We start from the raw sequence: 26,064 nt of genomic DNA, 5'->3' as shown, positions 1-26,064 counted from the left end.
TTCATTAATTGTCGACAAGGATATTTAAGAAAGTGCGGCAATAGTGGCTTTAATCGCTGCGGGTAATGCTTCGGTCAGTTGTTTTCGAGCTGCCAATATATCAGCAGGTAATTCTCGAATTCTTTGAGACCAGGCAGATCCTGGAAAGTAGGCATCATCCTTGAAGCGCGGGATAACATGCCAATGAATATGCGGGACCATATTACCTAATGCAGCGATATTCATTTTGTCTGGATGCATGACGTGGCGCACAGCCTTTTCAACTGAGAACACGAGAGACATGAGGTGCTCACGCTCACCGTAACTTAGATCAGTCATTTCCACGACATGGTGATTCCAAATCACTCTGCAAAAACCAGGAAGATCGGGGTCGTTTACTAGAATGATTCGGCAATCATCACCACGCCAAATTAATTTAGCCTCTTCAGGCTTCAAATCTTCTTTACAGAGTACGCAATTCATCATGGGGAGAATGTATACGAAAACGGCATCTAAGTCACCTTTGTGGGGTTATTTAGATGCCGCGGCAGTAAGGATCGATTTTTTACTGTGTTGCTGCTGAGTACTTCTTGCTACCTCTTGGTACCTCTTGGCACTACTAAGGGATTTCTTAGTGGAACTGCTCTTCCTCGGTAGAACCTGTTAATGCGGTGACTGAAGACTTACCACCTTGAATCACCGTGGTGACATCATCGAAGTAACCGGTACCCACTTCTTGCTGATGGGATACGAATGTGTAACCACGATCACGAGCAGCAAATTCTGGCTCTTGCACCTTCTCAATATAAGCAGTCATACCGCGCTTCATATAGTCTTGCGCCAAATCGAACATGTTGTACCACATCGAATGAATGCCGGCGAGAGTAATAAATTGATACTTGTAACCCATAGCACCTAGCTCGCGCTGGAACTTCGCAATAGTTGTATCATCCAAATTCTTCTTCCAGTTAAATGATGGTGAGCAGTTGTAAGCCAACATCTTGCCTGGGAACTTCGCACGAATCGCTTCTGCAAATTTTCTAGCAAAATCTAAATCCGGTGTACCGGTTTCGCACCAAACCATATCGGCGTACGCAGCATATGCCAAGCCACGAGAGATTGCTTGATCCAAGCCCTTGCGGGTTTTGTAAAAGCCTTCAGGCGTCCGCTCCCCTGTTAAGAATGGCTTGTCGTTTTCATCGTAGTCGGATGTCAACAAATCAGCCGCTTCGGCATCAGTACGCGCCAAAATAATCGTTGGAACGCCCATGACGTCAGCCGCCAAACGGGCAGAGATTAACTTCTGAACTGACTCAGCTGTTGGTAGCAATACTTTACCGCCTAAGTGACCGCACTTCTTTACTGAAGACAACTGATCTTCAAAGTGAACGCCGGCTGCTCCTTGTTTGATCAACGCTTTACTCAGTTCGAATGCATTTAATACGCCACCGAATCCCGCTTCAGCATCAGCAACGATCGGAGCAAAATACTCGATATAACCTGCATCACCCTTATTAATACCTTTGGCAGTTTGGATTTCATCAGCACGTTGAAATGAGTTATTAATCCGCTCCACCATCTTTGGTACTGAATCGACTGGATACAAAGATTGATCTGGATACATCGCTGCGTAAGAGTTACCGTCGGCAGCAACTTGCCAACCAGACAAGTAAATGGCTTGCACACCTGCTTTAACCTGTTGCATTGCTTGACCACCAGTCAAAGCGCCTAAACAATTCACGTAGGCTTCGTTATTCACTAGCTCCCAGAGACGCTCTGCACCGTGCTTTGCCAAGGTGTGCTCAATCTTCAGTGAGCCACGAAGACGAACGACATCTTCAGCGGTGTAGCCTCGGGTAATTCCCTTCCAACGGGGATTGGTGTCCCAATCTTTTTGAATTGCTGCAATTTCTGCTTTGCGGTCTGCCATGGTTTTCTCCCTAAATTAAACAAGTACGTCCTCTACTGAGACATGCAAGTCTTATGTCTTATATAAGAGTTTAAATATCTAAGAACAACATGCAAGAACTATTTCCAGATCTATTGAAAATAATTAGATCAATAGAATCAGTAGCTTAATTACTATTTTTTGCAATATGAAATTATTATCTAATAGATATAAGCTATTGAGACGTGAAATGTTGCACTGCATTTTGCGTATGGGAAAGCCATTTCACATTGTGAAATTGAATGCAAGCTTTAGGCTGCTTTTGCTGAGGTGATATTGGCCACCTTAAATCCAGTCAAAATAATCATCAGCTGCAGTAGAGCAACCCCGACAAATAACAGCTTAGGCAAACCCACGTCCAAAAAGATTCCGAAGATGAGTGGGCTCAGCGCAGCACCTAAATCGATTCCTGAATACACAATCCCATATACCCTGCCTGATGAGCCTGAGGGTGTGGCTGACCTAATCATCAAGTCACGTGATGGGGCGGCGATACCCAGGCCAAGTCCGATCACAATGAAAGCCATCACAATCCACTCTATTGGTACTGTACCGGTAGCCAATAAAAGACCCATCGCAATATTGATAGCAAAACAGAAAGTAATAATGCGCTCAGGTACTTTTAATTTAGTGGCGAGATAGCCGCCGAACAACATCCCCCCGGCACCACCTAAAGACATGAGCGTTAAATAATAATTACCAGAGCTCACAGCGATGTCATAGATTTGAAACAAGGCCGTCGGCGAGAAAGATTGCAACCCAGTTGTTGCTGCCATACTAAAAAAGAAGAAGACCCAGCAGAGCCAAACCACCGGTAATTTAAGAAAGCCAAAAGTGCTCATCGGTGCACCGCTTGGATTACTCGCAAGATGACTGGCCTCTGATTCATCTCGCCTGGCCTGCACATCATCTACTAAACGGGCTCGATTAAACCAAAGAATCGCCAGAATGAGTGCTTCCAACACTGCGGCAGACAAAAATGCCACTCTCCAATCCGCAATCGTTGTAATAGCAACCATAAATGCGGGAGCGGCAGCCCAGCCGATATAGCCAGTGACCCCATGAATGGAATAGGCATAAGGCAAATTCGGCGGTGAAATTTTGTGATTAATCAGGGTGTAATCTACGGGATGGAAGACACCGTTACCGCAACCCGCAATAATCGCGCCCAGCACTAACATTGCATAACTATTGCTTTGTGAATAGGTCAGCGCTGCTAAAGCAAGCAAACCTACTCCTACGAATAGCACAGGGCGAGCACCAATGCGATCGACTAAAAAACCAGAAGCTGCTTGCACAATGCAGGAGACCACAAAGAAGATGGTCATCAGCAAACCCAGCTCGGCATAGTTAAAGCCAAACTCCACCTTCAACCAGGGAAACATGGGCGGCAGAATTAAATGAAAGAAATGGGAGCTGCCGTGAGCCAGGCTAATTAAACCAACTACCCGGACATCACTGGCACGCCTCAGTTTGAGCGCATCAGTCATGTACGGAGTTTACTGGCGCAGGAAAATTTCTGCTAATTTTTGACTACTTGCTAAAGCTAAAGTCACCATTTTTATCAATCGTCACCGGAACAGTATCCTTAGGAGCAAACTTGCCCTCCAAAATCATCTTGGAAACTGGGTTTTCGATATATTGCTGGATGGCCCTTTTGAGCGGTCTAGCCCCAAATACTGGATCAAAACCCACCTCTGCAATCTTATCAAGGGCAGCATCACTAACCTCTAATTGCATATCGATCTTCGCTAAACGACCAGATAAATTCTTAAGCAAGATTTTCGCAATATTGGCGATATTGCCTTTATCCAATCCATGGAACACCACAATCTCATCAATGCGGTTTAAAAACTCCGGGCGGAAGTGACTCTTCAGCTCCTCAAATACGGCTTCCTTAATCTCCAACTGCTTCTTGCCAACCATCGACTGAATGAGATGTGAACCGATATTGCTGGTCATCACAATGACCGTATTCTTAAAGTCCACAGTACGGCCTTGACCATCAGTCAGGCGGCCGTCATCCAGTACCTGCAAGAGCACATTAAAGACATCGGGATGGGCTTTCTCAATCTCATCAAACAAGATCACACTATAAGGATGGCGACGCACTTGCTCAGTTAAGTAACCCCCCTCTTCATAGCCAACATAACCCGGAGGCGCCCCAATCAAACGGGCAACGCTGTGTTTCTCCATGAACTCACTCATGTCGATGCGAATCAGATGCTCCTCACTATCGAATAAGAAACCCGCCAAGGCCTTACAAAGCTCTGTTTTACCAACACCGGTAGGCCCCAAGAATAAGAATGAGCCATAAGGGCGATGCTCTTCCGCAAGACCGGCACGGGAACGACGAATTGCATCCGACACCGCCCGAATAGCCTCTTCTTGACCCACTACTCGCTGATGTAATAACTCTTCCATCTTGAGCAATTTATCGCGCTCCCCTTGCATCATCTTCGATACCGGAATGCCTGTTGCCCGCGAAACTACTTCAGCGATTTCTTCGGCGCCGACTTGAGTGCGTAAGAGTTTGTGTTTGACAACACCGTCTTTATCACCTTTAGCTTCAGCGGCGGCAGCTGACTTGAGCTTGGCTTCGAGCTCCGGTAACTTTCCGTATTGCAATTCAGCCACTTGCTCCAACTTCCCTTCACGCTGTAGCTTGGCAATATCAGCGCGCACTTTCTCAATCTCTTCCTTGACGTGGGCAGCACCTAATACAGCGCCTTTTTCGGCTTTCCAGATTTCTTCTAGATCGGCATACTCAGCACCTAAGCGTTTGATTTCATCTTCAATCAGGCCGAGGCGCTTTTGTGAGGCTTCGTCTTTTTCTTTCTTCACTGCTTCGCGTTCAATCTTGAGCTGAATCAGACGACGCTCGAGCTTATCCATCACCTCCGGCTTGGAATCAATTTCCATCCGAATGCGTGAACCTGCCTCGTCAATCAGATCAATAGCCTTATCTGGCAAGAAACGGTCGGTAATATAGCGATGAGATAATTCTGCGGCCGCAACGATGGCAGGATCTGTAATTTCAATCCCGTGATGCAACTCATAACGCTCTTGCAAGCCACGCAAGATGGCAATGGTTGCTTCCACGCTAGGCTCTTCTACCATCACTTTTTGGAAACGACGCTCAAGTGCTGCATCTTTCTCAATATACTTCCGGTACTCATCTAGAGTAGTTGCGCCGATGCAATGCAATTCGCCTCGAGCTAAAGCAGGCTTAAGCATATTGCCAGCATCCATCGCGCCATCACCCTTGCCTGCGCCTACCATCGTATGAATTTCATCAATAAAGATGATGGTTTGACCTTCGTCCTTAGCCACATCACTCAACACCGCTTTGAGACGCTCCTCAAATTCACCGCGGTATTTAGCGCCCGCTAGCAATAAAGCCATATCCAATACGAGGACTCGTTTGTTCTTTAAGGTTTCAGGCACTTCACCATTGACAATGCGTTGCGCTAAGCCTTCCACAATGGCTGTTTTACCTACCCCTGGCTCGCCGATTAATACCGGGTTGTTCTTACCCCGACGTTGCAAGATCTGAATAGTGCGACGAATCTCATCATCACGGCCAATCACCGGATCTAGCTTACCCATGCGAGCACGCTCGGTTAAATCGATGGTGTATTTCTTTAAGGCTTCACGTTGACCTTCAGCATCTGCACTATTCACTGATTCTCCCCCGCGCACTACATTAATAGCCGCTTCTAACGATTTACGATTTAATCCATTTTCACGTGCGATCTTGCCAAGCTCGCCTTTGTCATCTGCCACCACCAGCAAGAACAGCTCGCCAGCGATAAATTGATCATTCCGCTTATTCGCCTCTTTCTCGCACAGGTTCAGCCAATTACTGAGGTCACGACCCACCTGAACTTCACCACTAGTGCCTTGCACTTCTGGGAGATTGCTGATGAGCTTCTCGACTCCTTTTTCCAAGCCAGGCACATTGACGCCGGCACGCGTTAATAAACTCTTCGCACCACCATCGGAATCTCGCATCATGGCCAACAGCAAATGGGCCGGCTCGATGTATTGGTTATCTTTTGCCAAAGCCAGACTTTGCGCCTCGCTGAGCGCTTCTTGAAATTTAGTAGTTAATTTATCTACTCTCATTTTTTACTCCATCTATTCTTTAAATATTGCTATCTATAGAATATAGGGACATTTTGACTAATTTCAAGCATTTGAACCTCTTAAAAGCGAATTTCTCCTTATTTTGACTTGGCTTGTTTATCTCCTAGAGTGCTCTGATGGCAGTTATTACGCGGGCATTACCAACCGTCTAGAGCATCGCTTGACTGCCCACAATACGGGGGAAGGTGCTCGCTATACCAGGACTCGGAGACCCGTGGTCCTAATGGCAACTCAGGAGCACCCCGATCGATCTGCAGCTTCTAAAGCAGAAGCCAGGCTGAAGAAATTACCTAGAGCAGAAAAGCTTGATTTTTTTAAGTCTTCGGGTGTTAGCAACTAGCAGTGATTTAATTTAACTCTCGAGAGCCCAACACAAGCAATTGATTTTTGAAGGTGCCTGCCAGTGCTTTTTTGAGGATCTTATAGATATCCAAGTCAAACTCCCCTTCCCCAGAATCGGCTAACTCATAGAGCTCCTCTTCATTAATAGCCGTGCCAAGATAGCGCCACTGATCGATCACATGCAAATGACCAGCCTCTTTGATCGCAATAGGACCTTGATATGGCCATACCTGCACCTTGAATAAATTCAATGCCGTTTGTAATTGGAGGTGATGTAGCTCCAGTAGGGATTCCCCAATACAAGCTCCCCCGCATTGCTTCACCTGATATCCAAAACAGGCTTTACCCTCAATCCGTTTTTCTAAGCCTAGGAGTGCTTCACACAGGCGATATTTTTTTGCAATCGCCTTGAGGTAGGAGTTGGCTTCCCTTTTACTGTAAAACAATCCATAGAGGTTTTCTTGTACGCCAGGATCAAGTTCACGATGTCCCACTAGGTGAGGGACTAGAACGCCGCTTTCATCCACTATGAGTTTCCAGGCACAGAGATCCTTAGAGCGACGTAGCTTGATGTTCATACTGGGCATGCGTTCTTTTATCAGCCGTGACTCTAGAATTAATGCGCCCAATTCTCCGCTAGTCTCGATCCAGTCAATATCTCTGACCTGCAAGGAAAGCTTCATTTCCTTACGCAAGGTCAGCGCCCCTTGAAAGTGGCTCATCACCCTACTACGCAATGCAATGCTCTTGCCAATGTACAGCGGAATGTGATTCTCACCGTACAAGATATAACAACCTGGTTTATCAGGAATAGAGTCGATCAATTCTTTATTGATATTCGGCGGCAAACTGGGATTACCAATCAGTTGATTGACTGCTTTGAACAAAGCCTCACGACCCAGCTTTGCTTCACATATGTGCCAAAACTGTAGCAGCAAATCGGCATCACCGAGTGCGCGGTGCCGAGCGCTCACCTTCAGACCATGAGCCTGAATAATCGTGTCGAGGTTATGCCGAGCCTGCTCCGGAAATAACATTCGAGATAACTTCACGGTACACAATACCTTGGGCTTGAAATCGACACCTACCCGCTTAAATGACGCCTTCAAAAATCCATAATCGAAACGGGCGTTGTGAGCGACAAAAATTTTTCCCTCCAACTCCCGAGCAATCTCCATTGCCAATTCATCAAAGGGCGGTTGCTTACTCACCATCTCCGGATGAATTCCGGTCAAACGTTGAACATTTTGCGGTATAAAAGTTTGCGGGTTAATGAGTCTTTCCCAAATCTCCACATGATCATGTGCTAGGGTTTTAATACCAACCTCTGTAATTCGATCACGGTCAAAATGAGAGCCGGTTGTCTCGATATCAACAAAGGCTAAAGGAGAGTAATCATGGTTAGTCAAGGACATGTAATGGGCTAACGAGGATTCCTATACCATCCCGAAGAAAACGAAATAGGCGTGAGAAAAATGCTCTAGCCTGCCTTATGCAGATAGTCACCAAAACTAAAAATAGAGTTGGGTCCAAGCGGTAACTCTTCAACCTTTTTGAATGGCACTTTAATTACTCGCTGAACCTCACCCTTTGATGGTCCAACTGCCTTCAGCTCTGGATAGGAATACGTCTGACGCTCTGGGGCAGATTTAGCTTCACTAAAACGGGGCACATAATCTTTAATTGCATCGGAGAGGCTGACATTGGCCATACAGCCCAACATGTAAGTCTCTAGGGACTGATATAGCTCGCTGGCAATATCGCAAGCCTCAACTTTACGCTTTTTAATGTAATTCATTGCAAGCACCACATCTTTGATAGTGACCATTCTGGGATCCTGCAATAAGGTGTAACCGCCACGACGTCCCTTGGTTCCTTTAACAATTCCAGCGGCACGCAAGGCGCTGAGCAGTAACTCTATCCTGCTAATCGATAAATTTTGGCGTTGCGCTAATTCCAAGCCGGTAACAGGCTGAGCACCACTCGAATGCGATGCGATATCTACCAAGGTATTCAGTGCGGCTTTGACTGCTGTATTAATGTTCATGGTGAATTTAGCAAAGATCTTAAATATATTGAATTGTGATTAGTATCGGATTGAATGTCTCTTTTTGCAGGGCTCCCATTTTTAACCCTTTTACATTTATGGTTGTAAATGGGGCGTCTCAGTCTTCAACCCAAGTAAGGCCTCAGTTCTGCAATGAGACCTTTAAATTGCTCGCGCCGGATAAACTGGCCAAGCTCGACACTTTGCCCCGTCTGCTCAATTAAAAATACTTTGGCATGTTCTTGAGGTTGAGAAAACCGCACCCAGCGGGTATTGAATTCAACCACTGTTTCTTTATAAGCAATGAACTTCCTGACGATCATGCGGGTTCCTTGGATCTCAATTTCCTCAAAATCCAAAGCATGACGGCAGTAGACAAAGAAGCCGATAGTCACGGCAGTTAACTCGATTGCAGTAAAAATGAGGATCATCTTTACCCCAACCAATAAAAAACCGGTGGCAACGGTGACCGACAAGCAAACCAAGGCGAGATAAAATTTGAGCAACTGACCGGGGGTTAGCGCGCAATTCCGTCTCATCTTCCAAGTTTTCATTACAAATAATGGCGTCGAAAATTAATTAGTGCTCGCTTTTGCCTTTTGAGCTTTTGCAATCTGATCTGCACTACGCTGCTGAAAATCGACCATCGTGTGATGACCCATCTGGTAGCAAGGGCAGTGCTTGCCTAAAATCCACCGCGCCAATTTGACCCGTAGTTTTTGAATCATATTTACTCTCCTATCAACAGCGTCCAATTTAGCTGAAAAGTGACTTTTTTGCTGAGCCCAGGCTTTTTTGCTGCTCAGCAGACTATCGCTAAATCCTTTAAATTAAACATATGACCAAGACTTCTTCTGCACCACTTTGGGTTCCCCTATTTCCCCTAGGTATCACCTTATTTCCCGGTGGCATTATTGCGCTCAAAATTTTTGAAGCGCGCTACCTAGACATGATGAAGCGCTGCCTGCGGGAAAGCACCCTCTTTGGCGTGGTCAGCATTCTTGATAACAAAGCCGTAGACTCTGATAGCACCCCCACTACAAACCTCTCTAGCATTGGCACTCTAGCGAAACTCGAGGAGTTTGACGCGATTCAGCCAGCACTCTACATGACAAAGTCATTTGGAACGCAACGATTTAGAGTGCTGGAGATGAAGCAAGAGTCGGATGGCTTATGGATGGGTCAAATTGAACTAATCGAGGCCGACCCTGAAATTCCCTTGCCGAAAGAGCATGAAAAAGTGGCCTCCATGCTTGATGAGATTATTTCCATCATCACCAGTGAGGGTCTTTTGGGTGATGAGGCAATCAAAATCCCAGAGAATCGAAATGATTGCGGCTGGGTTTCTAACCGCTTAGCCGAGCTTCTACCAATCTCTCTCGCCCAGAAGAACCACTTACTGGCTCAGGTCAATCCCCGAATCCGGCTGGACTTGATATCCGAGATCATCGAGGATGATGGTTTGCGCGAGATCATCGTTCACTAAAAAACATGTTTGATGATCTCATCCGACGATCTATTCGTGAGATGGTGGGTGGAGGAGGTCCACCAGTTGCCTTCTTAACTCCGGCAGGAGATAGAGGCCTTTTTGGTCCAGAGTCGATTGCCTGGAAGGTGCACGCCGATTTTATTTCAATGATGATTGGTGGCATTAGTTCACTTATCCTTCAAGCCCTCCACCCAAAAGCGCTTGCTGGCGTATGGGACCACTCCAGCTTCAGAGAGGACCTCAAGGGAAGATTAGGAAGAACGGCTTTTTTTATTGCCGCCACAACTTATGGCTCTCAGGAAATGGCAGACAAGATAATCAATCGCGTTAATCATATCCATCAGAAGGTAACCGGTCTTGATGAATTTAATCAACCCTACAGGGCAGACGATCCTAATTTACTGGCGTGGGTGCACCTAACAGAAACTCGCAGTTTTATGCACTCTTATGAGTCCTACAGAAGTGAATTCCTCAATAGACATCAACAAGATCAATATTTCTTAGAAATGAAAATGCTAGGGGAAAGATTGGGGGCGGTAGACTTACCGCAGTCTTATGCCGCGACGGATTTGGCCATTCAGAACTACATCCCTCAATTGCATTATGGGGATAGAGCCAAAAGCATCATTGGATTGCTAGAAAATTTTCCCAGCAGTCTCATCGCTAGGCCATTTGTAAAAATGATTACCAATGCAGGCTTTCTGAATTTACCCAACTGGGCATACCCAGTTCTTCAACGGCCTCAACCAAGTCGTTTAGAGCGTCTTGCGATGAGCTCAGCCATCCAACTGATGGCGATACCGGTCAGAGAAGCGCTGAAGGATGGTGTGGCTGCCCACTCCCGTCGGAGGGTGTACGGATCTTCCTGATAAGAGGATCAGTGGCTAAGCCTCAGTATCAGCGTCGGGCTTCAGATCGGGCTTTTCAGGACTAGAGTCGGGGGATGCAGTCTTTTTTGACAAGAGGGGCGGTGCACTCATTTTTTCACCATCCCACACCTGTCCACACCAACACTCCCCTGCATCATTGATGATGCAGACGCCCGAACCGCAACAACGATTATCTGGAGCTTTCATAATTTACCCGGCCTATTTTGAACAATTCATAATGCAGTCTATTCTAGAGTTTTTCATGCATGAGCGTACTGATCCTCGGCACTATTGAATGGTTATGCAAAACCCCTTATTCGACCACTCACAATCCACTGAATCCATCAGCATCGTGACTAAGGATGGGCTAGCTGAATATTTCAGCAGTTTTTATAGCGCTGATGAATGCCATCATTTATTTGAGAGTCTTCTGCGCTCAGTCTCATGGGAATCGGATCGCATTCAGATGTTTGGCAAGCTGATTACTACCAGCAGAAAAGTGGCCTGGTTCGGTGATCCGGAATGCCGGTATACCTATTCTGGAGTTCAAAAATCGCCTCAAGGCTGGACAACGGAACTGCTTCAAATAAAACAGCGGCTAGAGCAAAAGACTGGCCACTTTTATAACTCATGTTTACTCAACTTGTATCATGCCGGCAATGAGGGCATGGGCTGGCACAGTGATGATGAGAAAGAGTTAGATAGCAGTGCCCCAATCGCATCACTTAGTCTAGGTGCTCGACGGAAGTTTGCCTTTCGCCATAAACAGGATAAAACGGCTTCCTCCCTCTTTCTTGAAAATGGCAGCCTACTCATGATGTACCCACCTATCCAAGAACACTGGCACCACGCTCTTCTGAAAACTCAGATCACTATCGGGCCTCGAATTAATTTAACCTTTCGAACAATTCGCCTCAACACATGAATTCCAGTACGCAGATAAAAAAGGTTGCTGTAGTTGGTGCTGGCATTGCAGGCCTGTCCTGCGCAGTTGAGTTGCAATCATTCGGCCTATCGGTTGATATCTATGAGAAGAGTCGGGGTCCAAGTGGACGCATGAGTACGCGTCAAATGCCAGAATGGTCAGCGGATCATGGAGCCCAATATTTCACTGCGAGGGATCCCCGCTTTATTGAAGCGGTAGAGGAGTGGATTAAAAATGGGGTTGCTGATATTTGGCGCCCCAGAATTCGGGTGTTCGAAGACATGGTATGGCGCGAAAGTCATTCACAAGAGATCCGGTATGTTGGCACTCCGAATATGAATTCACCCGGGAAATTTCTAGCGGAAGGTCTCTCCATTCAGTATGACAAGACGATCTCTCAAATTGATCGCAGAAAAGATCAATGGGTTTTGCAGTGCACTGAAAATGGCGAAATTGAAACTGCTTATGATTTTGTAGTACTGGCTCTGCCCGCCCCTCAAGGCAGCGCTTTGGCTCGGGATATTGACCCTCGCATTTCCTCTGTTATCGATACAGCACAGATGAAGGGCTGCTGGACCATGATGGCGCATTTTCCGCATCAAGTACCTCCAGAATATGATGCTGCTTTTATCAACGGCGAGTCGATTAGTTGGATTTGTCAAAATACATCCAAGCCAATGCGCCAAGGTCGGCCAATTTGGACGATTCATGGCAGTCCCACTTGGAGTCAAGCCAATATTGAACTCAGCAAGGAAGAAGCACAGAGTCAGATGCTGGATTGTTTAGAGAAACTGGGTTTTGATTATCGCGATGCAGAAATCAGCATGCACCGCTGGCGTTATGCAAGCGGCGCGCTAGAGCATCCAATTCATTTCCTCTGGCTGGGTGATATTTCTCTGGGCTTGTGCGGGGACTGGCTAAACGGCGGAAGAGTGGAAGGTGGTTGGTTAAGCGGCTTTCAATTAGCAGAAGCTATTATTGAGTCCCAAGAAAGTGCACCCTCTAGGACTTGATCCACTTCGTCATTGCAACATCATCAGTATTGCGAGCATCAACCCATCTAGCGCCCTCAGGGGTCTCTTCTTTTTTCCAGAATGGGGCTGCTGTTTTGAGATAGTCCATGATGAACTCGCAAGCGGCAAATGCTTCGCCTCTATGAGCACTCGTGACTGCCACTAAAACAATTTGATCTTCCGGTAGCAATGGGCCAACACGATGAATCACGAGAGTTTGATACAGATCCCAGCGGCTCTTGGCTTGCGTAATGATGTCTTCTAGGGCTTTTTCAGTCATGCCAGGATAGTGCTCTAGCGTCATCCCTTTGACTTGACTGCCATCATTTACATCTCGCACGGTGCCCACGAAAGTCACCACTGCACCTACGCGAGGATCGTCCTTGCGTAGTGCCTTGATTTCAGTTGTTAAATCAAAATCGGCCTCTTGAATGCGGATGAAATGATTCGACATTTAGCCACCAGTGACCGGAGGAAAGAACGCGACTTCAGCACCCTCTTGCAAAGGAGTAGATTCATTGACCATCTCTTGATTTAAGGCGCTACGAATCACCTTGTTGCTAGCTAATACCTCAGCCCAAGGATTTCCGCGACCAATCAAGAGAAGTCTTAAGTCAGCGATCGTTTTTATTTCAGGTGGAGTATTGATGCTCTCGTCCGAAACCCCGAGCCCTTCCCTGAGAGATGCAAAGAATCGTAATTGAAGTTTCATATAGAAATCGTAAACAGATTTGCGAGAGATTGCTTCAGTTTGCTCTAATTGAGCAAAGCATTAAAGGGGATGTACTTCACTAAGTCGCCTGCTTTAATGGCCTGACCTGGTGGGCAGTCTACTAAGCCATCACCCCAAGAGGCACTTGTGAGGACTCCGGAGCTTTGGTTGGGGAATAAATCTAAGCCGCCTTGGGCATTGATCTTGACGCGCAAGAACTCATTGCGACGATCGGCTTTAAGCCAATCAAAGTCAGCACGCATAGGGTAAGTTTGAACACGGCCCTCCTCTCGCCCTTGTAGCTTGAGAATAAATGGCCTGACAAACAATAAAAAGGTAACAAAGCTCGAGACTGGGTTTCCTGGTAGACCTATAAACCAAGCTTCACCGTCTGCTGTGGCGCTGGATTTACGAACCGCACCAAAAGCCAAAGGCTTGCCTGGCTTGATGGCAATTTGCCACAGATCTAATCTACCTTCAGCCGTGACTGCAGGCTTAATGTGATCTTCTTCCCCGACCGAGACTCCGCCAGAGGTAATGATGAGGTCATGGTCTTTACTAGCTTTGCGCAGAGCCTCTCTGGTGGCATTGAGATTATCTGGAACGATACCTAAATCAGTAGCATCGCATCCTAAAGCTTTAATGCACGCCAATATGGTATCGCGATTGGAGTTATAAATGCCACCGGGTTTGAGAGGCTCCCCAGGTAGAGAAAGCTCGTCACCAGTAAAGAAGGCGGCAACTTTTACTCTGCGCTTCACACTTAAGTGCGTTAAGCCAGCAGAAGCGGCAACACCCAACTCCTGTGGACGCAAAAAGGTGCCTGCGATGAGCGCTGTCTTTCCCGCTTGAAGATCTTCGCCTTTACGACGAATCCATTGCATTGAAGTAGGTACGACATTGACTTGTACATGATCAGTAGATCCCTCTGGAATAGCGCAGTCCTCTTGCATCACAACTGCATCAGCACCTTGAGGAACCGGGGCCCCAGTAAATATTCTGGCAGCCGTACCTGGCTCAAGGGTAATACCAATGGAGCCTGCCGGAATGCGTTGCGCAATCTTCAGAATACTTCCTGGAGTTTGGATGTCTGCAGTACTGACTGCATAGCCATCCATTGCAGTGTTATCGAGTGGTGGCACATCAACTAAGCTCTTTACGTCCTCAGCAAGAATTCGTCCCAGAGCGGACTGCATCGGTAATAGCTCATGCTCACTAACAACTTGAGCATTTGAGAGTAAATGATCTAAAGCCTGCTGGGCAGTCAACATCGGCGGCTTTGTCATGATGTGATTGACTTGATGATGAACTTAGTGAAGATGGGTGGTGATGAAATGCTTCACTTGATTGACATCCGCATCCATATTTTCAACGCGCTGCGGTAAAGACTTGATATCTTTAAATGCTGCTGGACACTCTGCAGGACGGCCTAGGGCAATCTCAATTGTTTCCTCAAACTTAATCGGTAACGCAGTTTCGAGCACTAACATCGGAATACCTGCTTGCAAATGCTCGCGCGCTACCTTCACGCCATCCGCAGTGTGCGTATCAATCATAACGCCATAGCGTTGATCAATATCGCGCAGCGTATCTAAACGATCCTGATGGGTACTTCGACCAGATTGAAAACCATACTTACCAATATCTTTAAAGATCGCCTCTTGAGAAATATCAAATCCACCAGCTTCATCTACCTGCTTAAACATTCCGGCAGTGGCTTTGCCATCTTGACCCATGAGGTCAAAGACAAAACGCTCAAAGTTACTCGCTTTAGAGATGTCCATAGATGGACTAGAGGTATGCAAAGTCTCAGCAGATTTCCGCGCACGATACACACCAGTGCGAAAGAACTCATCAAGAACATCATTCTCGTTTGTGGCAGCAATCAAATGCGCTATCGGAAGACCCATCATACGAGCAATATGGCCAGCGCAGATATTGCCAAAGTTGCCTGAGGGTACCGTAAAGGAAACTTGTTCAGTGCTCGATTTTGTAGCTAACAAGTAACCTTGGAAGTAATACACCACCTGGGCCACAACGCGACCCCAATTAATAGAGTTCACAGTACCAATCTGATGATCCGCCTTAAAGCGATGGTCATTACTCACTGCCTTCACAATATCTTGGCAGTCATCAAATACACCAGCAACTGCTAGGTTAAAAATATTGGGGTCTTGCAAAGAATACATTTGCGCAGACTGAAAGGAACTCATCTTGCCGCGCGGTGAGAGCATAAAAACCTTGACGCCCTCTTTGCCACGCATCGCATACTCAGCAGCACTACCGGTATCACCAGAAGTAGCACCCAAAATATTGAGCTTTTGGCCTTTTTTCTTTAAGGCATATTCAAAGAGATTGCCGAGCAACTGCATCGCCATATCTTTGAAAGCCAGAGTGGGGCCATTCGAGAGACTTAATAAACCGATGCGCGTACCTTGCTCTTCGCCCAACCAATGTAATGGAGTAATGTCTTTGGCCTGATCTTCAGTACGCCCATTGCAATAAACTTGATCGGTGTAAGTTTTTCGCAATATAGCGCGCAAATCCTGCTCAGGAATATCGTCGCAATACAGACTTAAGACTTCATAAGCGAGATCGGCATAAGATAGACCGCGCCAAGAATCTAACTGGGCTTTAGTGACTTGTGGATACTCAGTCGGTAGGTATAAGCCACCGTCTGGCGCTAAACCACCCAGCAAGATTTCTAAAAAGGATTGTTGTGGGCTATTACCCCGAGTGGATTGGTAACGCATGATTTGTCTTAGGACAGATTTTCTAAACGGATCTTCACCACTTCGCCAGCGACAGTGCTCAGGTTCTGAATCTCCTGAATCGCAGCAAGCATGTGTTTTTCTTTTGTTTCGTGAGTCAGCGCAACTAAATCCGTTTGACTCTCACCCTCATCCGCTTCTTTTTGTAAGAGCGCATCAATCGAGATGCCATGAGCAGCCAAGATCTTGGTAATGTCAGCCAACACGCCAGCTTGGTCAGCTACGCGCAGGCGCAAATAGTAACTAGTGGTGATTTCACCGATAGGCAACACGGCGATATCACGCACGGCATCGGGCTGGAATGCGAGGTATGGAACACGACTCTCAGAGCCAGCACTGAGTAAACGGGTAATATCCATCAAATCGGCAATCACTGCTGAAGCAGTCGGTTCAGAACCTGCGCCCTTGCCGTAATACAAGGTAGTACCCACTGCATCGCCAAATACTTGCACGGCATTCATCGCACCTTCGACGTTTGCAATCAAACGCTTAGTCGGAATCAAGGTCGGATGGACGCGCAACTCAACACCAGTAGTCGTCTTTTTGGCGATACCGAGTAACTTAATGCGATAACCTAATTGCTCGGCATATTTAATATCGATCGCATCTAACTTGGTAATACCTTCGACGTGGGCCTTCTCAAATTGCATTGGAATACCAAATGCAATCGCGCTCATGATGGTGGCTTTATGGGCAGCATCCACACCTTCAATATCAAATGTCGGATCTGCTTCTGCGTAACCTAGGCGTTGCGCTTCCTTCAAAACCGTTGCGAAGTCCAAACCTTTATCGCGCATTTCAGAGAGGATAAAGTTGGTCGTACCGTTAATAATACCGGCGATCCACTCGATACGGTTCGCAGTTAAGCCTTCACGCAAGGCTTTAATAATCGGAATGCCACCAGCAACAGCGGCCTCAAATGCGACCATGACGCCCTTCTCATGGGCGGCTTTAAAGATCTCATTACCATGCACAGCGATCAAAGCCTTATTGGCCGTAACTACATGCTTACCAGCAGCGATTGCTTCTAGTACCAAGTCTTTCGCAATACCGTAACCACCAATCAACTCAACTACGATATCAATCTCAGGATTCTTAATGACGGCACGAGCGTCACTCACGACTTGAGCATGATCTTTTACCAACTCCTTGGCACGCTCTACATTGAGATCAGCTACAGTGTGAATGCGAATGCCACGACCAGCGCGACGAGTAATTTCTTCTTGGTTACGCTCTAGAACGGTAAATACACCTCCACCTACAGTGCCAATGCCTAATAGACCCACTTGAATCGGTTTCATGATGCCTTTGTTGCTGTTGAATTAGTCGAATGAGTTACCTTACGACTGTGTTTTTGACGATAACGCTCTAAAAAACGCGCAAGACGACCAATCGCCTCTGTGAGCACATCTTCATGAGGTAAGAACACGACACGGAAGTGATCAGGCTTGGTCCAATTAAAACCGGAACCTTGGACTAGTAGAACCTTTTCTTCCTTTAAAAGATCCGCTACAAATTGCTGATCATCTTCGATCGGGTACATCTCGGCATCGAGCTTTGGAAAGAGGTACAAAGCAGATTTTGGTTTAACGCAGGTCACTCCAGGAATCGCTGTAATTAATTTCCAAGCGAGGTCACGTTGTTTTGCTAAGCGACCGCCCTCAGCCACCAAGTCATTAATGCTTTGATAACCGCCCAAAGCGGTCTGAATGGCGTACTGACCCGGCACGTTGGCACACAGGCGCATCGAGGACAGCATGTTCAGGCCTTCGACGTAATCTCGAATCATCTCTGTATCGCCTGAAACGACCATCCAGCCTGCACGGTAGCCGCAAGAACGATAGTTTTTAGAAAGGCCATTAAAGGTGATCGTCACTACATCAGTGGATAAAGAGGCCAAGGAAATATGTTTCTCTTGGTCATACAGCATTTTGTCGTAAATCTCATCAGCAAACAGAATCAAGTCATGCTCACGCGCAATGACAGTTAACTCCGTCAATACTTCTTTTGAATAAATCGCCCCGGTTGGATTGTTGGGATTAATTACGACAATCGCCTTAGTGCGAGGGGTAATCTTTTTGCGTAAATCGGCTAAATCAGGCGCCCACTCTTTGGACTCGTCACAAAGATAATGCACTGGAGTACCGCCAGATAAACTGACTGCAGCTGTCCAAAGTGGGTAATCAGGAGCCGGCACCAACACTTCATCGCCGTTATTGAGCAAGGCGTTCATCGCCAGGACAATTAACTCGGATACGCCATTGCCGGTATAAATGTCATCCAAAGTAACGCCTTGAATGCCTTTTTCCTGGCAATACTGCATGATTGCCTTACGAGCCGCGAAAATCCCTTTGGAATCGGAGTACGCTGAGGCATTACCCAAGTTACGGATCATGTCGAGCTGAATCTCTTCAGGAGGATCAAAGCCAAAAACACCGACATTACCGATGTTCAGTTTGATGATTTTGTGGCCTTCTTCCTCCATACGCTGGGCAAGCTCCAGTACGGGGCCACGAATGTCATAACAGACGTGCTTCAGTTTTTCGGACTTTAGGATGGGTTTCACAATAAATTAAAGGGTAAGTTCTTGAAATCTAGGAAAAAACAGCTGGCTATAATCCTCATAATTATGACAGAGAGTCCATGTGAAGCTTCAATCTGACCCCCATTCCGGAGCCAATACGATCACCGGTTACGGTGATGGCTACGTAGAGATCAATCGAACTCCCTATAGTCACGCGGTTTTATTGAGCTCCGATGGTGAAATCCTCGAGTGGGCCGTGAAATCCTTTGACGAACTGAGTGTCGGAGATTTCAGTCAAATGGCCGCCCTCAAGCCTGAATTAATCCTGATCGGAACCGGCACGCGCCAGCGCTTCCCTAAACCTGAGCTACTAAAAACCCTGATTGAAGCCAAAATTGGCTTTGAGGTAATGGATTCACAAGCAGCCTGCCGTACTTACAACATTCTGGTTGGCGAAGGTCGCCAAGTCTTACTAGCCTTGATCGTGGAAGCTCTCTAATGCAATTTAGTCAAGTTCGGCAATCAAGCGCACTCAACCCAGTCTCTATTTTGATATTGGTACTGGTATACGCAGCGCTCTGGTTTGGTACTCTGAACTACCGTCACCTCATTCCATCGGATGAAGGTCGATATGCTGAAATTGCCCGTGAGATGTTAGTTACCGGAGATTGGGTTACCCCTCGCTATAACGGCTACAAATATTTTGAAAAGCCTCCGCTACAAATCTGGGCTACTGCTGCCACCTTCCATTTGTTTGGCATTGGCGATTGGCAAGCACGGTTGTGGACTGCACTCACGGGATTTTTGACGATTATTTTTATTGGCTTCACTGGAGCGCGCATCTATAGCGCCAGAGCCGGTTGGCTGGCAGCGATTGCCTTAGCATCCAGCCCCATGTGGGTCATCAGCGGCCATGTGAACTCATTGGATATGGGGCTTTCAGCGTTTCTAGTTGCGGCGCTCTGTAGTCTGTTATTAGCACAGACTTCACGCAACAACACGCATGGTCGATATTGGATGTGGGCCTGCTGGGCTTTCATGGCCCTAGCTTCGATGTCCAAGGGCGTTATTGGGGTGGCTATACCTGGCATGGTGTTTGTTGTGTATTCCATCACTGCCTGGGATTGGAAAATTTGGCAGCGTCTTCACATTATTAGTGGCAGCATTTTGTTCCTGGCAATTACTGCCCCTTGGTTTGTTTTAGTTGCGCAACGCAATCCAGAATTTCTGGAGTTCTTTTTTATTCATGAGCACTTGCAGCGCTTTACTCAGAAGGCCCACAGTAGAACAGGACCGATCTATTACTTCCTACCGCTACTGCTGGCAGGCTTCTTACCCTGGATCGCGCAAGTCCCCGGGGCAATTTGGCAAAGTTGGCAAGAGCGTAATCGCGAGTTCTCTAGCGGCTGGTTACTCACCTGTTGGTTTGCCGTGATCCTGGGATTCTTTAGTATCTCTCAATCAAAGTTGCCGGGCTACATCATCCCGATCTTCCCAGCTTTAGCCATGATCGTCGGCCATCGCTTAGATCGTAATCTCGGATTTAGTAATGCACTCGCATTGCCATGGCAATTGCAAACCCTCTTCTTTGCAATCTTAGGGGGCATTGGATTTTTCTTTTTGGGTGAGGTTGGCAAACAAGCCCGACCCGATGAAATTGAATCGTATGCACATTACACTTATTGGGTCATTGCAGCACTCATTGCATTAATGTCATTTAGCCTCTTGGCACTCATCCAAAGTAAACGGAATGGCTTGTCCAGCATTACCAGTTTTGCGAGTGGTTTTTTTCTCTGCGCACTCATTGCAGGAACGGGCCATCAGACTCTAGGGCGGGCAGTTTCTGGTATCGACCTAGTAGAGCAAGTCAAGGCAGGCATTCCTGAAAAGGTAAACTTTTATTCTGTTCGGATCTTAGACCACACAGTGCCTTTCTATCTAGGCAGAACCATGACGATGGTGGAGTTTCCCGATGAACTCGAGTTTGGTGTCAAGCAAGAGCCTGAGTTATGGCTGCCTACCTTAGGTGCATTTATTGAGCGCTGGAAAGAAGACCAAACGGCATACGCGCTAATGGTTCCAGAGCAATATATTGAACTACAAAAACTCAATGTACCAATGCAAGAAGTGGGGCGTGATTCAAGACGCGTCATTGTGAAGCACCCTGAATCTGCTAGTACTTCCCCACAATAAGATCTTAGGATCAACTATGTCGACCAACGAAATCACGCTCCCATTGATTCCCTTCATTCCATTTACGCGCCCCCACTTCAATCAAGAAACGATTGATGCCGTTGCTGAGGTCTTGCGTTCTGGTTGGGTTACTTCAGGCCCTAAGTTAGCGGAGTTTGAGGCTGCATTGAGTGCCTATTTTGGCGGCCGTCCTGTGCGCTGCTTTGCCAATGGCACTGCAACGATGAAGATTGCTTTGCAGGTCGCTGGCATCGGGCCTGGCGATGAAATCATCACCACTCCAATTTCTTGGGTGGCCACTTCAAATGTCATTCTGAGTGTAGGTGCAACACCAGTCTTTGTAGACATTGATCCCATCACACGCAATATCGATCTCAATAAAGTAGCTGCGGCCATTACCCCTAAAACCAGCGCCATCATGCCGGTCTATCTTGCTGGCCTACCAGTCGATATGGATCAACTCTATGCCCTAGCTAAGCAATACAAGCTCCGCGTGATTGAAGATGCCGCTCAAGCATTTGGCTCGCAATGGAAGGGTCAAAAGATTGGCAGCATTGGTGACTTAGTCAGCTTTAGTTTTCAGGCTAATAAAAATTTATCGACTGTTGAGGGTGGCTGTCTTGTGCTCAACAATCCTGATGAAGCGAAGCTCGCAGAGAAGTTGCGTTTACAAGGAGTGACGCGCCAAGGTATGGATGGCATGGATGTGGATGTGCTTGGTGGAAAAGATAACCTTACCGATGTCAATGCAGTGATTGGCTTACATCAACTCAAACAACTCCCCGAATTTCAGGCTCGTAGAAAATCTTTGGCCAGACAATACTTTGATGTCATTCGCACTGAGATGAAATCTGCTGGGTTAGATAGCCTCCATTTAGAACTTCCAGTAGAAAATTTCACTGATAGCAATTGGCATATGTTCCAAGTTGTTTTGCCGCTTGAGCAACTGAATGCGGATCGCGCGCAAGTGATGACGGAGCTCAAGGATTTAGGTATTGGCACAGGTGTTCATTACCCCGCTATTACTGGATTTACGCTGTACCAAAAGCGAGGCTATAAAACAGGGGCTACCCCGATTGCGGAGCGGATAGGTCGCTCGATCCTTACCCTCCCCCTTTTTCCAGGGATGGCGGATGAGGATATTGCCCGCATCGCTCGGTCTTTAGTAGGAATTCTGAAGAAACATCGTAAAAATTAGTCTTGGGGGCAGAATCAGGCAAAATTGCAGTATGACTGCAAATTTAGCTGACCAGACCTGCAATCCCACACTAAGTATTGTCATCCCCGTTTATAACGAGGAAGACGGTCTCCAAGCCCTTTTCGATCGCCTCTATCCAGCGCTGGATGCGATGGCTAGTAAACGTACCATCACCTATGAAGTCGTGTTCGTCAATGACGGCAGCAAAGATCGCTCCGCTGGCATCTTGGCGAAACAAGTGGATTTGCGTCCTGATGTAACCCGTGCCGTGTTATTTCACAGTAACTTTGGTCAGCACATGGCCATCATGGCTGGCTTTGAGTACTCTCGTGGTGAATACATCATCACCTTGGATGCTGACTTACAAAATCCTCCGGAAGAAATTGATGCTCTTGCCAATGAATTACTCAAAGGTCACGACTATGTTGGTACCATTCGCGCGCATCGTCGCGATAGTATCTTTAGAAAATTCGCTTCCCGCGCTATGAATCAGTTACGCCAAAAAATTACGCGCATCACAATGACTGATCAAGGATGCATGTTGCGTGGCTATAGCCGTCGCATTGTTGATCTCGTGGGGCAGTGCGATGAAAGCAATACCTTTATTCCAGCCCTGGCTTACACCTTTGCAGCTAACCCGACTGAAATCACCGTTAAGCATGAAGAACGGTTTGCGGGTGAATCGAAATACAGCCTTTATCAACTGATTCGCCTAAACTTTGATTTAGTGACAGGCTTCTCAGTCATGCCTTTGCAGATCTTCTCCATCCTGGGAATGCTCTTAGCAATGGCAGCTGGTAGTTTGTTTATCTATCTCCTGATCCGCCGCTTTTTATTAGGCGCTGAAGTTGAAGGTGTTTTCACTCTCTTCGCCCTCACCTTTTTCTTAATTGGCGTCATGCTCTTTGGTCTCGGCTTACTTGGTGAATATATCGGTCGCATCTACCAACAAGTCAGAGAACGTCCACGCTATGTGGTGCAAACTGTTTTAGAGAAAAAATAATTGCACGCAGTCGTCTTTGCATATCACGATGTAGGCGTCAACTGCCTCAAAGCATTACTTCATGCAGATATCAAAATTGATTTGGTCGTGACGCATCAAGATGATCCCAATGAGAATGTCTGGTTCGGGAGCGTTTCTGAGCTATGTGAAGATCACCAGATTCCGTACATCACGCCCAATGCGAATCAGCTAATGGGTCTCATTCCACAGATTCAGAAACTGGCGCCGGATTATGTTTTCTCCTTCTATTACCGTCACATGATTCCAGTAGGGCTCTTAGCCTGCGCCAAAATTGCTGCGCTCAATATGCACGGTTCACTTCTCCCAAAGTATCGCGGCCGCGCACCAGTCAATTGGGCCATTCTGCATGGTGAAACTGAAACTGGTGCTACCTTGCACATCATGGAGGCCAAGCCGGATGCCGGAGATATCGTGGGGCAGTCGGCGGTTTCCATAGAGCCCAATGAAACTGCTACGGAGGTTTTTGGCAAAGTAAGTCAGGCAGCAGTTACCGTGATGAATCAGGTACTTCCGGAGTTGATTCAGGGGCATATTCCCAGAAAGCCCAACCGATTAGCTCAAGGCAGTTATTTTGGGGGTCGTAAACCTGCAGATGGGGAAATCCTGTGGCAACAGACTGCCAAACAAGTTCACGACCTTGTCAGGGCCGTAGCACCCCCTTATCCCGGCGCTTTTACAGACTGGCAAGGCCAGCGTATGACCGTGGCCCGCACCAATTTAGAGGCGCCATTTCCAGCCCAATTAGATCTTCAGCTACCCGGCATCCAAGTGGTTGATAATCGAGTCTTCGGCATTTGTGGCAACCAAAAAGCAGTAGAGATACTGGAGTGGTTCCCAGCAAAAACACATTAGATTAAAAACGAGGCAGTAAAGATGAAAAAAGTACTCATTCTTGGTGTAAACGGCTTTATTGGCCACCACCTTTCAAAGCGCATCCTAGAGACAACCGACTGGGATGTCTATGGCATGGATATGCAAAATGATCGCTTGGGCGATTTAATAAATCATCCTCGCATGCATTTCTTTGAAGGTGATATCACCATTAATAAAGAATGGGTTGAGTATCACATCCGTAAGTGCGATGTCATTCTGCCTTTAGTAGCGATTGCTACACCAGCAACTTATGTACAGCAACCACTCAAAGTATTTGAGCTCGACTTCGAAGCGAACTTACCAATCGTGCGCTCTGCTGTTAAATACAAAAAGCATTTGGTATTTCCATCTACATCCGAAGTCTATGGAATGTGTGAAGATGCGGAGTTTGATCCCGCTCAATCGACCATGGTTTATGGTCCGATTAATAAGCCGCGTTGGATCTACGCCTGCTCTAAGCAATTAATGGATCGTGTGATTTGGGGTTACGGCATGGAAGGTTTACGCTTTACGCTCTTCCGTCCGTTTAACTGGATTGGCCCAGGCCTAGACAGCATTTACACACCAAAGGAAGGGTCCTCACGGGTGGTAACCCAGTTCCTAGGTCATATCGTGCGTGGAGAGCCGATCAACCTCGTGGACGGCGGCGCCCAGAAACGGGCCTTTACCTACATTGATGATGGCATCGATGCCCTCATGCGCATCATTGACAATAAAGATGGCATTGCCAATGGAAAGATCTATAACATCGGCAATCCGAAGAACAATCACTCCGTGCGGGAGCTCGCCAATCAGATGCTGGAAATCGCACGCAGTATTTCAGAGTACGCCAAGACTGCGAACGAAGTGAAGATAGTAGAAACCACTTCAGGCGCTTACTACGGCGAAGGCTACCAAGACGTTCAAAATCGTGTTCCTGCTATTGACAATACGATCAGTGAATTGAATTGGAAACCAACAACCAATATGAGTGATGCGTTAAAGAATATCTTTGAAGCCTACCGTCAGGATGTGGAAAAAGCACGTCACTTAGTTGATCACGAATAAGCATTAAGCTTCATGGCAAAGATTGCACTCAAGGTAGATGTTGATACCCTACGCGGGACAAAAGAGGGTGTGCCGAATTTAGCGCGCACCCTTGAGCGCTTCGGCCTCAAGGCTACTTTTCTGTTTAGCATGGGTCCAGACCATACTGGTTGGGCACTCAAGCGCGTATTCCGACCAGGTTTTCTAAAGAAGGTAAGCCGCACTTCGGTTGTCGAACATTACGGTATAAAGACCCTGCTCTATGGCGTCCTCTTACCTGGTCCAGATATTGGCAAACAGGCTGCCGCTGAAATGCGTGCCATCGATCAGGCTGGTCATGAGACCGGTATTCATACTTGGGACCATGTGGCATGGCAAGATGCAGTCCGAACTCGAGATGCTCAATGGACTAAAGCACAAATGCAAAAAAGCTGGGATCGTTTTGTTGAAGTCTTTGGACATCCACCAGCAACCTATGGTGCTGCTGGTTGGCAAATGAATGAGGCCGCCTTTGAACAACTGGATCAGTGGGGCATTCAATATTCCTCCGATGGTCGGGCTGAACCCAATCTGATGCCTTACCGCTTTGCCCTGCACTCTGGAAAAGCAAAGCATGTGCAATACCCCACAACTTTACCCACTTTTGATGAATTGATTGGGGTAGATGATGCCGATGAGTTTGGCACAGTCAAACAGCTTCTCAAAATTACCCAAAGTAATCCCAATGACCAAGTGTTTACTCTGCATGCAGAGCTAGAGGGTCAAAAACTGCTCCCTGCTTTTGAGCAATTACTAGCGGGTTGGCTAAACCAGGGTCATGACTTAGTCACGATGGGCGAGCTTCATCAATCTTGGGCAGTCACCAAGCAACTCGATAAAATAGCAGTACAGCCTGTTAGTTGGGGTGAGATCCCCAACCGCAGCGGTGAACTGATTTTGCAAATAGCGTAATGCCGTTAAAAAATAGTAAGCTAGAAAAAAT

At 46.9% G+C, this 26,064-nt stretch carries 27 protein-coding genes; 12 read left to right on the top strand and 15 right to left on the bottom strand.

Translation table 11 applies throughout. From position 1 onward, the window contains the following. Positions 1-24: 24 nt before the first annotated feature. The 4 genes from ICN15_RS03295 to clpB all read right to left on the bottom strand — a co-directional run bounded on the left by ICN15_RS03295 (position 25) and on the right by clpB (position 6,055). Positions 25-465 (bottom strand): HIT family protein, encoded by a 441-nt coding sequence (locus ICN15_RS03295; RefSeq protein ID WP_370625386.1) that lies wholly within the window; start codon positions 463-465, stop codon positions 25-27. A gap of 145 nt (positions 466-610) precedes the next feature. Then, a complete protein-coding gene (gene aceA, locus ICN15_RS03290; protein ID WP_216201205.1) occupies positions 611-1,909 on the bottom strand; it encodes an isocitrate lyase in 1,299 nt (432 codons plus the stop codon). A gap of 269 nt (positions 1,910-2,178) precedes the next feature. After that, on the bottom strand, positions 2,179-3,417 hold the full coding sequence (locus ICN15_RS03285; RefSeq protein WP_216201204.1) for an MFS transporter: 1,239 nt from the start codon (positions 3,415-3,417) through the stop codon (positions 2,179-2,181). Between the two features lie 43 nt (positions 3,418-3,460). Beyond that, positions 3,461-6,055: an ATP-dependent chaperone ClpB gene (clpB, locus tag ICN15_RS03280; RefSeq protein WP_216201202.1), complete on the bottom strand. Its 2,595-nt coding sequence runs from the start codon at positions 6,053-6,055 to the stop codon at positions 3,461-3,463. Positions 6,056-6,158: 103 nt separating this feature from the next. Here clpB and ICN15_RS03275 point away from each other — a divergent pair, with 103 nt between their 5' ends. Then, positions 6,159-6,416: a GIY-YIG nuclease family protein gene (locus tag ICN15_RS03275; RefSeq protein WP_216201200.1), complete on the top strand. Its 258-nt coding sequence runs from the start codon at positions 6,159-6,161 to the stop codon at positions 6,414-6,416. Between the two features lie 7 nt (positions 6,417-6,423). Here ICN15_RS03275 and ICN15_RS03270 read toward each other — a convergent pair whose 3' ends face one another. The 4 genes from ICN15_RS03270 to ICN15_RS03255 form a co-directional block, all read right to left on the bottom strand. Then, a complete protein-coding gene (locus tag ICN15_RS03270) occupies positions 6,424-7,833 on the bottom strand; it encodes a 3'-5' exonuclease family protein (protein WP_216201199.1) in 1,410 nt (469 codons plus the stop codon). Positions 7,834-7,898: 65 nt separating this feature from the next. Further along, on the bottom strand, positions 7,899-8,465 hold the full coding sequence (locus ICN15_RS03265) for an Rrf2 family transcriptional regulator (RefSeq protein ID WP_216201198.1): 567 nt from the start codon (positions 8,463-8,465) through the stop codon (positions 7,899-7,901). A gap of 125 nt (positions 8,466-8,590) precedes the next feature. Further along, a complete protein-coding gene (locus ICN15_RS03260) occupies positions 8,591-9,004 on the bottom strand; it encodes a DUF2244 domain-containing protein (protein ID WP_255532843.1) in 414 nt (137 codons plus the stop codon). A gap of 36 nt (positions 9,005-9,040) precedes the next feature. Further along, positions 9,041-9,193 carry a hypothetical protein gene (locus ICN15_RS03255; RefSeq protein ID WP_216201195.1) on the bottom strand — a complete coding sequence of 51 codons (153 nt, stop codon included), beginning with the start codon at positions 9,191-9,193 and terminating at the stop codon, positions 9,041-9,043. Between the two features lie 110 nt (positions 9,194-9,303). Here ICN15_RS03255 and ICN15_RS03250 point away from each other — a divergent pair, with 110 nt between their 5' ends. Then, positions 9,304-9,951 carry an LON peptidase substrate-binding domain-containing protein gene (locus ICN15_RS03250; RefSeq protein ID WP_216201194.1) on the top strand — a complete coding sequence of 216 codons (648 nt, stop codon included), beginning with the start codon at positions 9,304-9,306 and terminating at the stop codon, positions 9,949-9,951. 5 nt (positions 9,952-9,956) lie between these two features. After that, complete coding sequence (locus ICN15_RS03245; RefSeq protein ID WP_216201192.1) at positions 9,957-10,823, top strand: oxygenase MpaB family protein; 867 nt, start codon at positions 9,957-9,959, stop codon at positions 10,821-10,823. Positions 10,824-10,838: 15 nt separating this feature from the next. On the opposite strand, the gene ICN15_RS03240 is transcribed toward ICN15_RS03245, so the two are convergent. Continuing rightward, positions 10,839-11,030 (bottom strand): hypothetical protein, encoded by a 192-nt coding sequence (locus ICN15_RS03240; RefSeq protein ID WP_216201191.1) that lies wholly within the window; start codon positions 11,028-11,030, stop codon positions 10,839-10,841. An 88-nt stretch (positions 11,031-11,118) separates the two neighbouring features. Here ICN15_RS03240 and ICN15_RS03235 point away from each other — a divergent pair, with 88 nt between their 5' ends. Both ICN15_RS03235 and ICN15_RS03230 read left to right on the top strand, forming a co-directional pair. Further along, entirely contained in the window at positions 11,119-11,748 is a 630-nt protein-coding gene (locus ICN15_RS03235; RefSeq protein WP_255532842.1) for an alpha-ketoglutarate-dependent dioxygenase AlkB, read from the top strand. Beyond that, positions 11,745-12,761 carry an NAD(P)/FAD-dependent oxidoreductase gene (locus ICN15_RS03230; RefSeq protein WP_216201190.1) on the top strand — a complete coding sequence of 339 codons (1,017 nt, stop codon included), beginning with the start codon at positions 11,745-11,747 and terminating at the stop codon, positions 12,759-12,761. The genes ICN15_RS03235 and ICN15_RS03230 overlap by 4 nt, the downstream gene beginning before the upstream one ends. On the opposite strand, the gene moaE is transcribed toward ICN15_RS03230, so the two are convergent. From moaE to ICN15_RS03200, 6 genes are read right to left on the bottom strand one after another with little or no spacing between them, the layout of a single operon-like run. Continuing rightward, complete coding sequence (moaE, locus tag ICN15_RS03225; protein WP_216201188.1) at positions 12,751-13,215, bottom strand: molybdopterin synthase catalytic subunit MoaE; 465 nt, start codon at positions 13,213-13,215, stop codon at positions 12,751-12,753. The two genes, ICN15_RS03230 and moaE, sit on opposite strands and share 11 nt — an antisense overlap. Then, positions 13,216-13,473 carry a molybdopterin converting factor subunit 1 gene (gene moaD, locus ICN15_RS03220; protein ID WP_216201187.1) on the bottom strand — a complete coding sequence of 86 codons (258 nt, stop codon included), beginning with the start codon at positions 13,471-13,473 and terminating at the stop codon, positions 13,216-13,218. Between the two features lie 44 nt (positions 13,474-13,517). Beyond that, positions 13,518-14,759, bottom strand: coding sequence for a gephyrin-like molybdotransferase Glp (gene glp / locus ICN15_RS03215; protein ID WP_255532841.1), 1,242 nt, complete (start codon positions 14,757-14,759; stop codon positions 13,518-13,520). 24 nt (positions 14,760-14,783) lie between these two features. Continuing rightward, on the bottom strand, positions 14,784-16,226 hold the full coding sequence (gene thrC, locus ICN15_RS03210) for a threonine synthase (protein ID WP_216201186.1): 1,443 nt from the start codon (positions 16,224-16,226) through the stop codon (positions 14,784-14,786). A gap of 8 nt (positions 16,227-16,234) precedes the next feature. Next, entirely contained in the window at positions 16,235-17,545 is a 1,311-nt protein-coding gene (locus ICN15_RS03205) for a homoserine dehydrogenase (protein WP_216201185.1), read from the bottom strand. Then, entirely contained in the window at positions 17,542-18,810 is a 1,269-nt protein-coding gene (locus ICN15_RS03200; protein ID WP_216201184.1) for an aminotransferase class I/II-fold pyridoxal phosphate-dependent enzyme, read from the bottom strand. Before ICN15_RS03200 ends, ICN15_RS03205 begins: the two co-directional genes overlap by 4 nt. A 79-nt stretch (positions 18,811-18,889) precedes the next feature. Between ICN15_RS03200 and ICN15_RS03195 the strand changes: the two genes are divergently transcribed. The 7 genes from ICN15_RS03195 to ICN15_RS03165 are packed head-to-tail and all read left to right on the top strand — an operon-like array spanning position 18,890 to position 26,033. Continuing rightward, positions 18,890-19,267 carry an MTH938/NDUFAF3 family protein gene (locus tag ICN15_RS03195; RefSeq protein ID WP_216201182.1) on the top strand — a complete coding sequence of 126 codons (378 nt, stop codon included), beginning with the start codon at positions 18,890-18,892 and terminating at the stop codon, positions 19,265-19,267. After that, complete coding sequence (locus tag ICN15_RS03190; protein ID WP_216201181.1) at positions 19,267-20,961, top strand: glycosyltransferase family 39 protein; 1,695 nt, start codon at positions 19,267-19,269, stop codon at positions 20,959-20,961. Before ICN15_RS03195 ends, ICN15_RS03190 begins: the two co-directional genes overlap by 1 nt. Before the next feature lie 16 nt (positions 20,962-20,977). Beyond that, complete coding sequence (locus tag ICN15_RS03185; protein ID WP_216201180.1) at positions 20,978-22,159, top strand: DegT/DnrJ/EryC1/StrS aminotransferase family protein; 1,182 nt, start codon at positions 20,978-20,980, stop codon at positions 22,157-22,159. 31 nt (positions 22,160-22,190) lie between these two features. Then, positions 22,191-23,162, top strand: a complete 972-nt coding sequence (locus ICN15_RS03180) for a glycosyltransferase (protein ID WP_216201179.1) — start codon at positions 22,191-22,193, stop codon at positions 23,160-23,162. Next, positions 23,163-24,035 carry a formyltransferase gene (locus tag ICN15_RS03175; RefSeq protein WP_216201177.1) on the top strand — a complete coding sequence of 291 codons (873 nt, stop codon included), beginning with the start codon at positions 23,163-23,165 and terminating at the stop codon, positions 24,033-24,035. A gap of 21 nt (positions 24,036-24,056) precedes the next feature. Then, positions 24,057-25,103 carry a bifunctional UDP-4-keto-pentose/UDP-xylose synthase gene (locus ICN15_RS03170; protein ID WP_216201176.1) on the top strand — a complete coding sequence of 349 codons (1,047 nt, stop codon included), beginning with the start codon at positions 24,057-24,059 and terminating at the stop codon, positions 25,101-25,103. 12 nt (positions 25,104-25,115) lie between these two features. Next, entirely contained in the window at positions 25,116-26,033 is a 918-nt protein-coding gene (locus ICN15_RS03165) for a polysaccharide deacetylase family protein (protein WP_216201175.1), read from the top strand. The last annotated feature ends 31 nt before the right edge of the window (positions 26,034-26,064 follow it).

Source organism: Polynucleobacter sp. CS-Odin-A6, from assembly GCF_018882095.1.
GTDB lineage: Bacteria > Pseudomonadota > Gammaproteobacteria > Burkholderiales > Burkholderiaceae > Polynucleobacter.
This window is presented reverse-complemented; position numbering and strand designations above follow the sequence as displayed.

Bases quoted from the DNA above. Each gene is read 5' to 3' on its own strand.
- ICN15_RS03270 (WP_216201199.1), bottom strand. From the start codon at position 7,833: ATGTCCTTGACTAACCATGATTACTCTCCTTTAGCCTTTGTTGATATC.
- clpB (WP_216201202.1), bottom strand. From the start codon at position 6,055: ATGAGAGTAGATAAATTAACTACTAAATTTCAAGAAGCGCTCAGCGAG.
- ICN15_RS03250 (WP_216201194.1), top strand. From the start codon at position 9,304: ATGACCAAGACTTCTTCTGCACCACTTTGGGTTCCCCTATTTCCCCTA.
- moaD (WP_216201187.1), bottom strand. From the start codon at position 13,473: ATGAAACTTCAATTACGATTCTTTGCATCTCTCAGGGAAGGGCTCGGG.
- ICN15_RS03235 (WP_255532842.1), top strand. From the start codon at position 11,119: ATGGTTATGCAAAACCCCTTATTCGACCACTCACAATCCACTGAATCC.
- ICN15_RS03245 (WP_216201192.1), top strand. From the start codon at position 9,957: ATGTTTGATGATCTCATCCGACGATCTATTCGTGAGATGGTGGGTGGA.
- glp (WP_255532841.1), bottom strand. From the start codon at position 14,759: ATGACAAAGCCGCCGATGTTGACTGCCCAGCAGGCTTTAGATCATTTA.
- ICN15_RS03265 (WP_216201198.1), bottom strand. From the start codon at position 8,465: ATGAACATTAATACAGCAGTCAAAGCCGCACTGAATACCTTGGTAGAT.
- ICN15_RS03285 (WP_216201204.1), bottom strand. From the start codon at position 3,417: ATGACTGATGCGCTCAAACTGAGGCGTGCCAGTGATGTCCGGGTAGTT.
- ICN15_RS03170 (WP_216201176.1), top strand. From the start codon at position 24,057: ATGAAAAAAGTACTCATTCTTGGTGTAAACGGCTTTATTGGCCACCAC.
- ICN15_RS03185 (WP_216201180.1), top strand. From the start codon at position 20,978: ATGTCGACCAACGAAATCACGCTCCCATTGATTCCCTTCATTCCATTT.
- ICN15_RS03230 (WP_216201190.1), top strand. From the start codon at position 11,745: ATGAATTCCAGTACGCAGATAAAAAAGGTTGCTGTAGTTGGTGCTGGC.
- ICN15_RS03165 (WP_216201175.1), top strand. From the start codon at position 25,116: ATGGCAAAGATTGCACTCAAGGTAGATGTTGATACCCTACGCGGGACA.
- aceA (WP_216201205.1), bottom strand. From the start codon at position 1,909: ATGGCAGACCGCAAAGCAGAAATTGCAGCAATTCAAAAAGATTGGGAC.
- ICN15_RS03255 (WP_216201195.1), bottom strand. From the start codon at position 9,193: ATGATTCAAAAACTACGGGTCAAATTGGCGCGGTGGATTTTAGGCAAG.
- ICN15_RS03260 (WP_255532843.1), bottom strand. From the start codon at position 9,004: ATGAGACGGAATTGCGCGCTAACCCCCGGTCAGTTGCTCAAATTTTAT.
- ICN15_RS03295 (WP_370625386.1), bottom strand. From the start codon at position 465: ATGATGAATTGCGTACTCTGTAAAGAAGATTTGAAGCCTGAAGAGGCT.
- ICN15_RS03205 (WP_216201185.1), bottom strand. From the start codon at position 17,545: ATGAAACCGATTCAAGTGGGTCTATTAGGCATTGGCACTGTAGGTGGA.
- moaE (WP_216201188.1), bottom strand. From the start codon at position 13,215: ATGTCGAATCATTTCATCCGCATTCAAGAGGCCGATTTTGATTTAACA.
- ICN15_RS03180 (WP_216201179.1), top strand. From the start codon at position 22,191: ATGACTGCAAATTTAGCTGACCAGACCTGCAATCCCACACTAAGTATT.
- ICN15_RS03240 (WP_216201191.1), bottom strand. From the start codon at position 11,030: ATGAAAGCTCCAGATAATCGTTGTTGCGGTTCGGGCGTCTGCATCATC.
- thrC (WP_216201186.1), bottom strand. From the start codon at position 16,226: ATGCGTTACCAATCCACTCGGGGTAATAGCCCACAACAATCCTTTTTA.
- ICN15_RS03190 (WP_216201181.1), top strand. From the start codon at position 19,267: ATGCAATTTAGTCAAGTTCGGCAATCAAGCGCACTCAACCCAGTCTCT.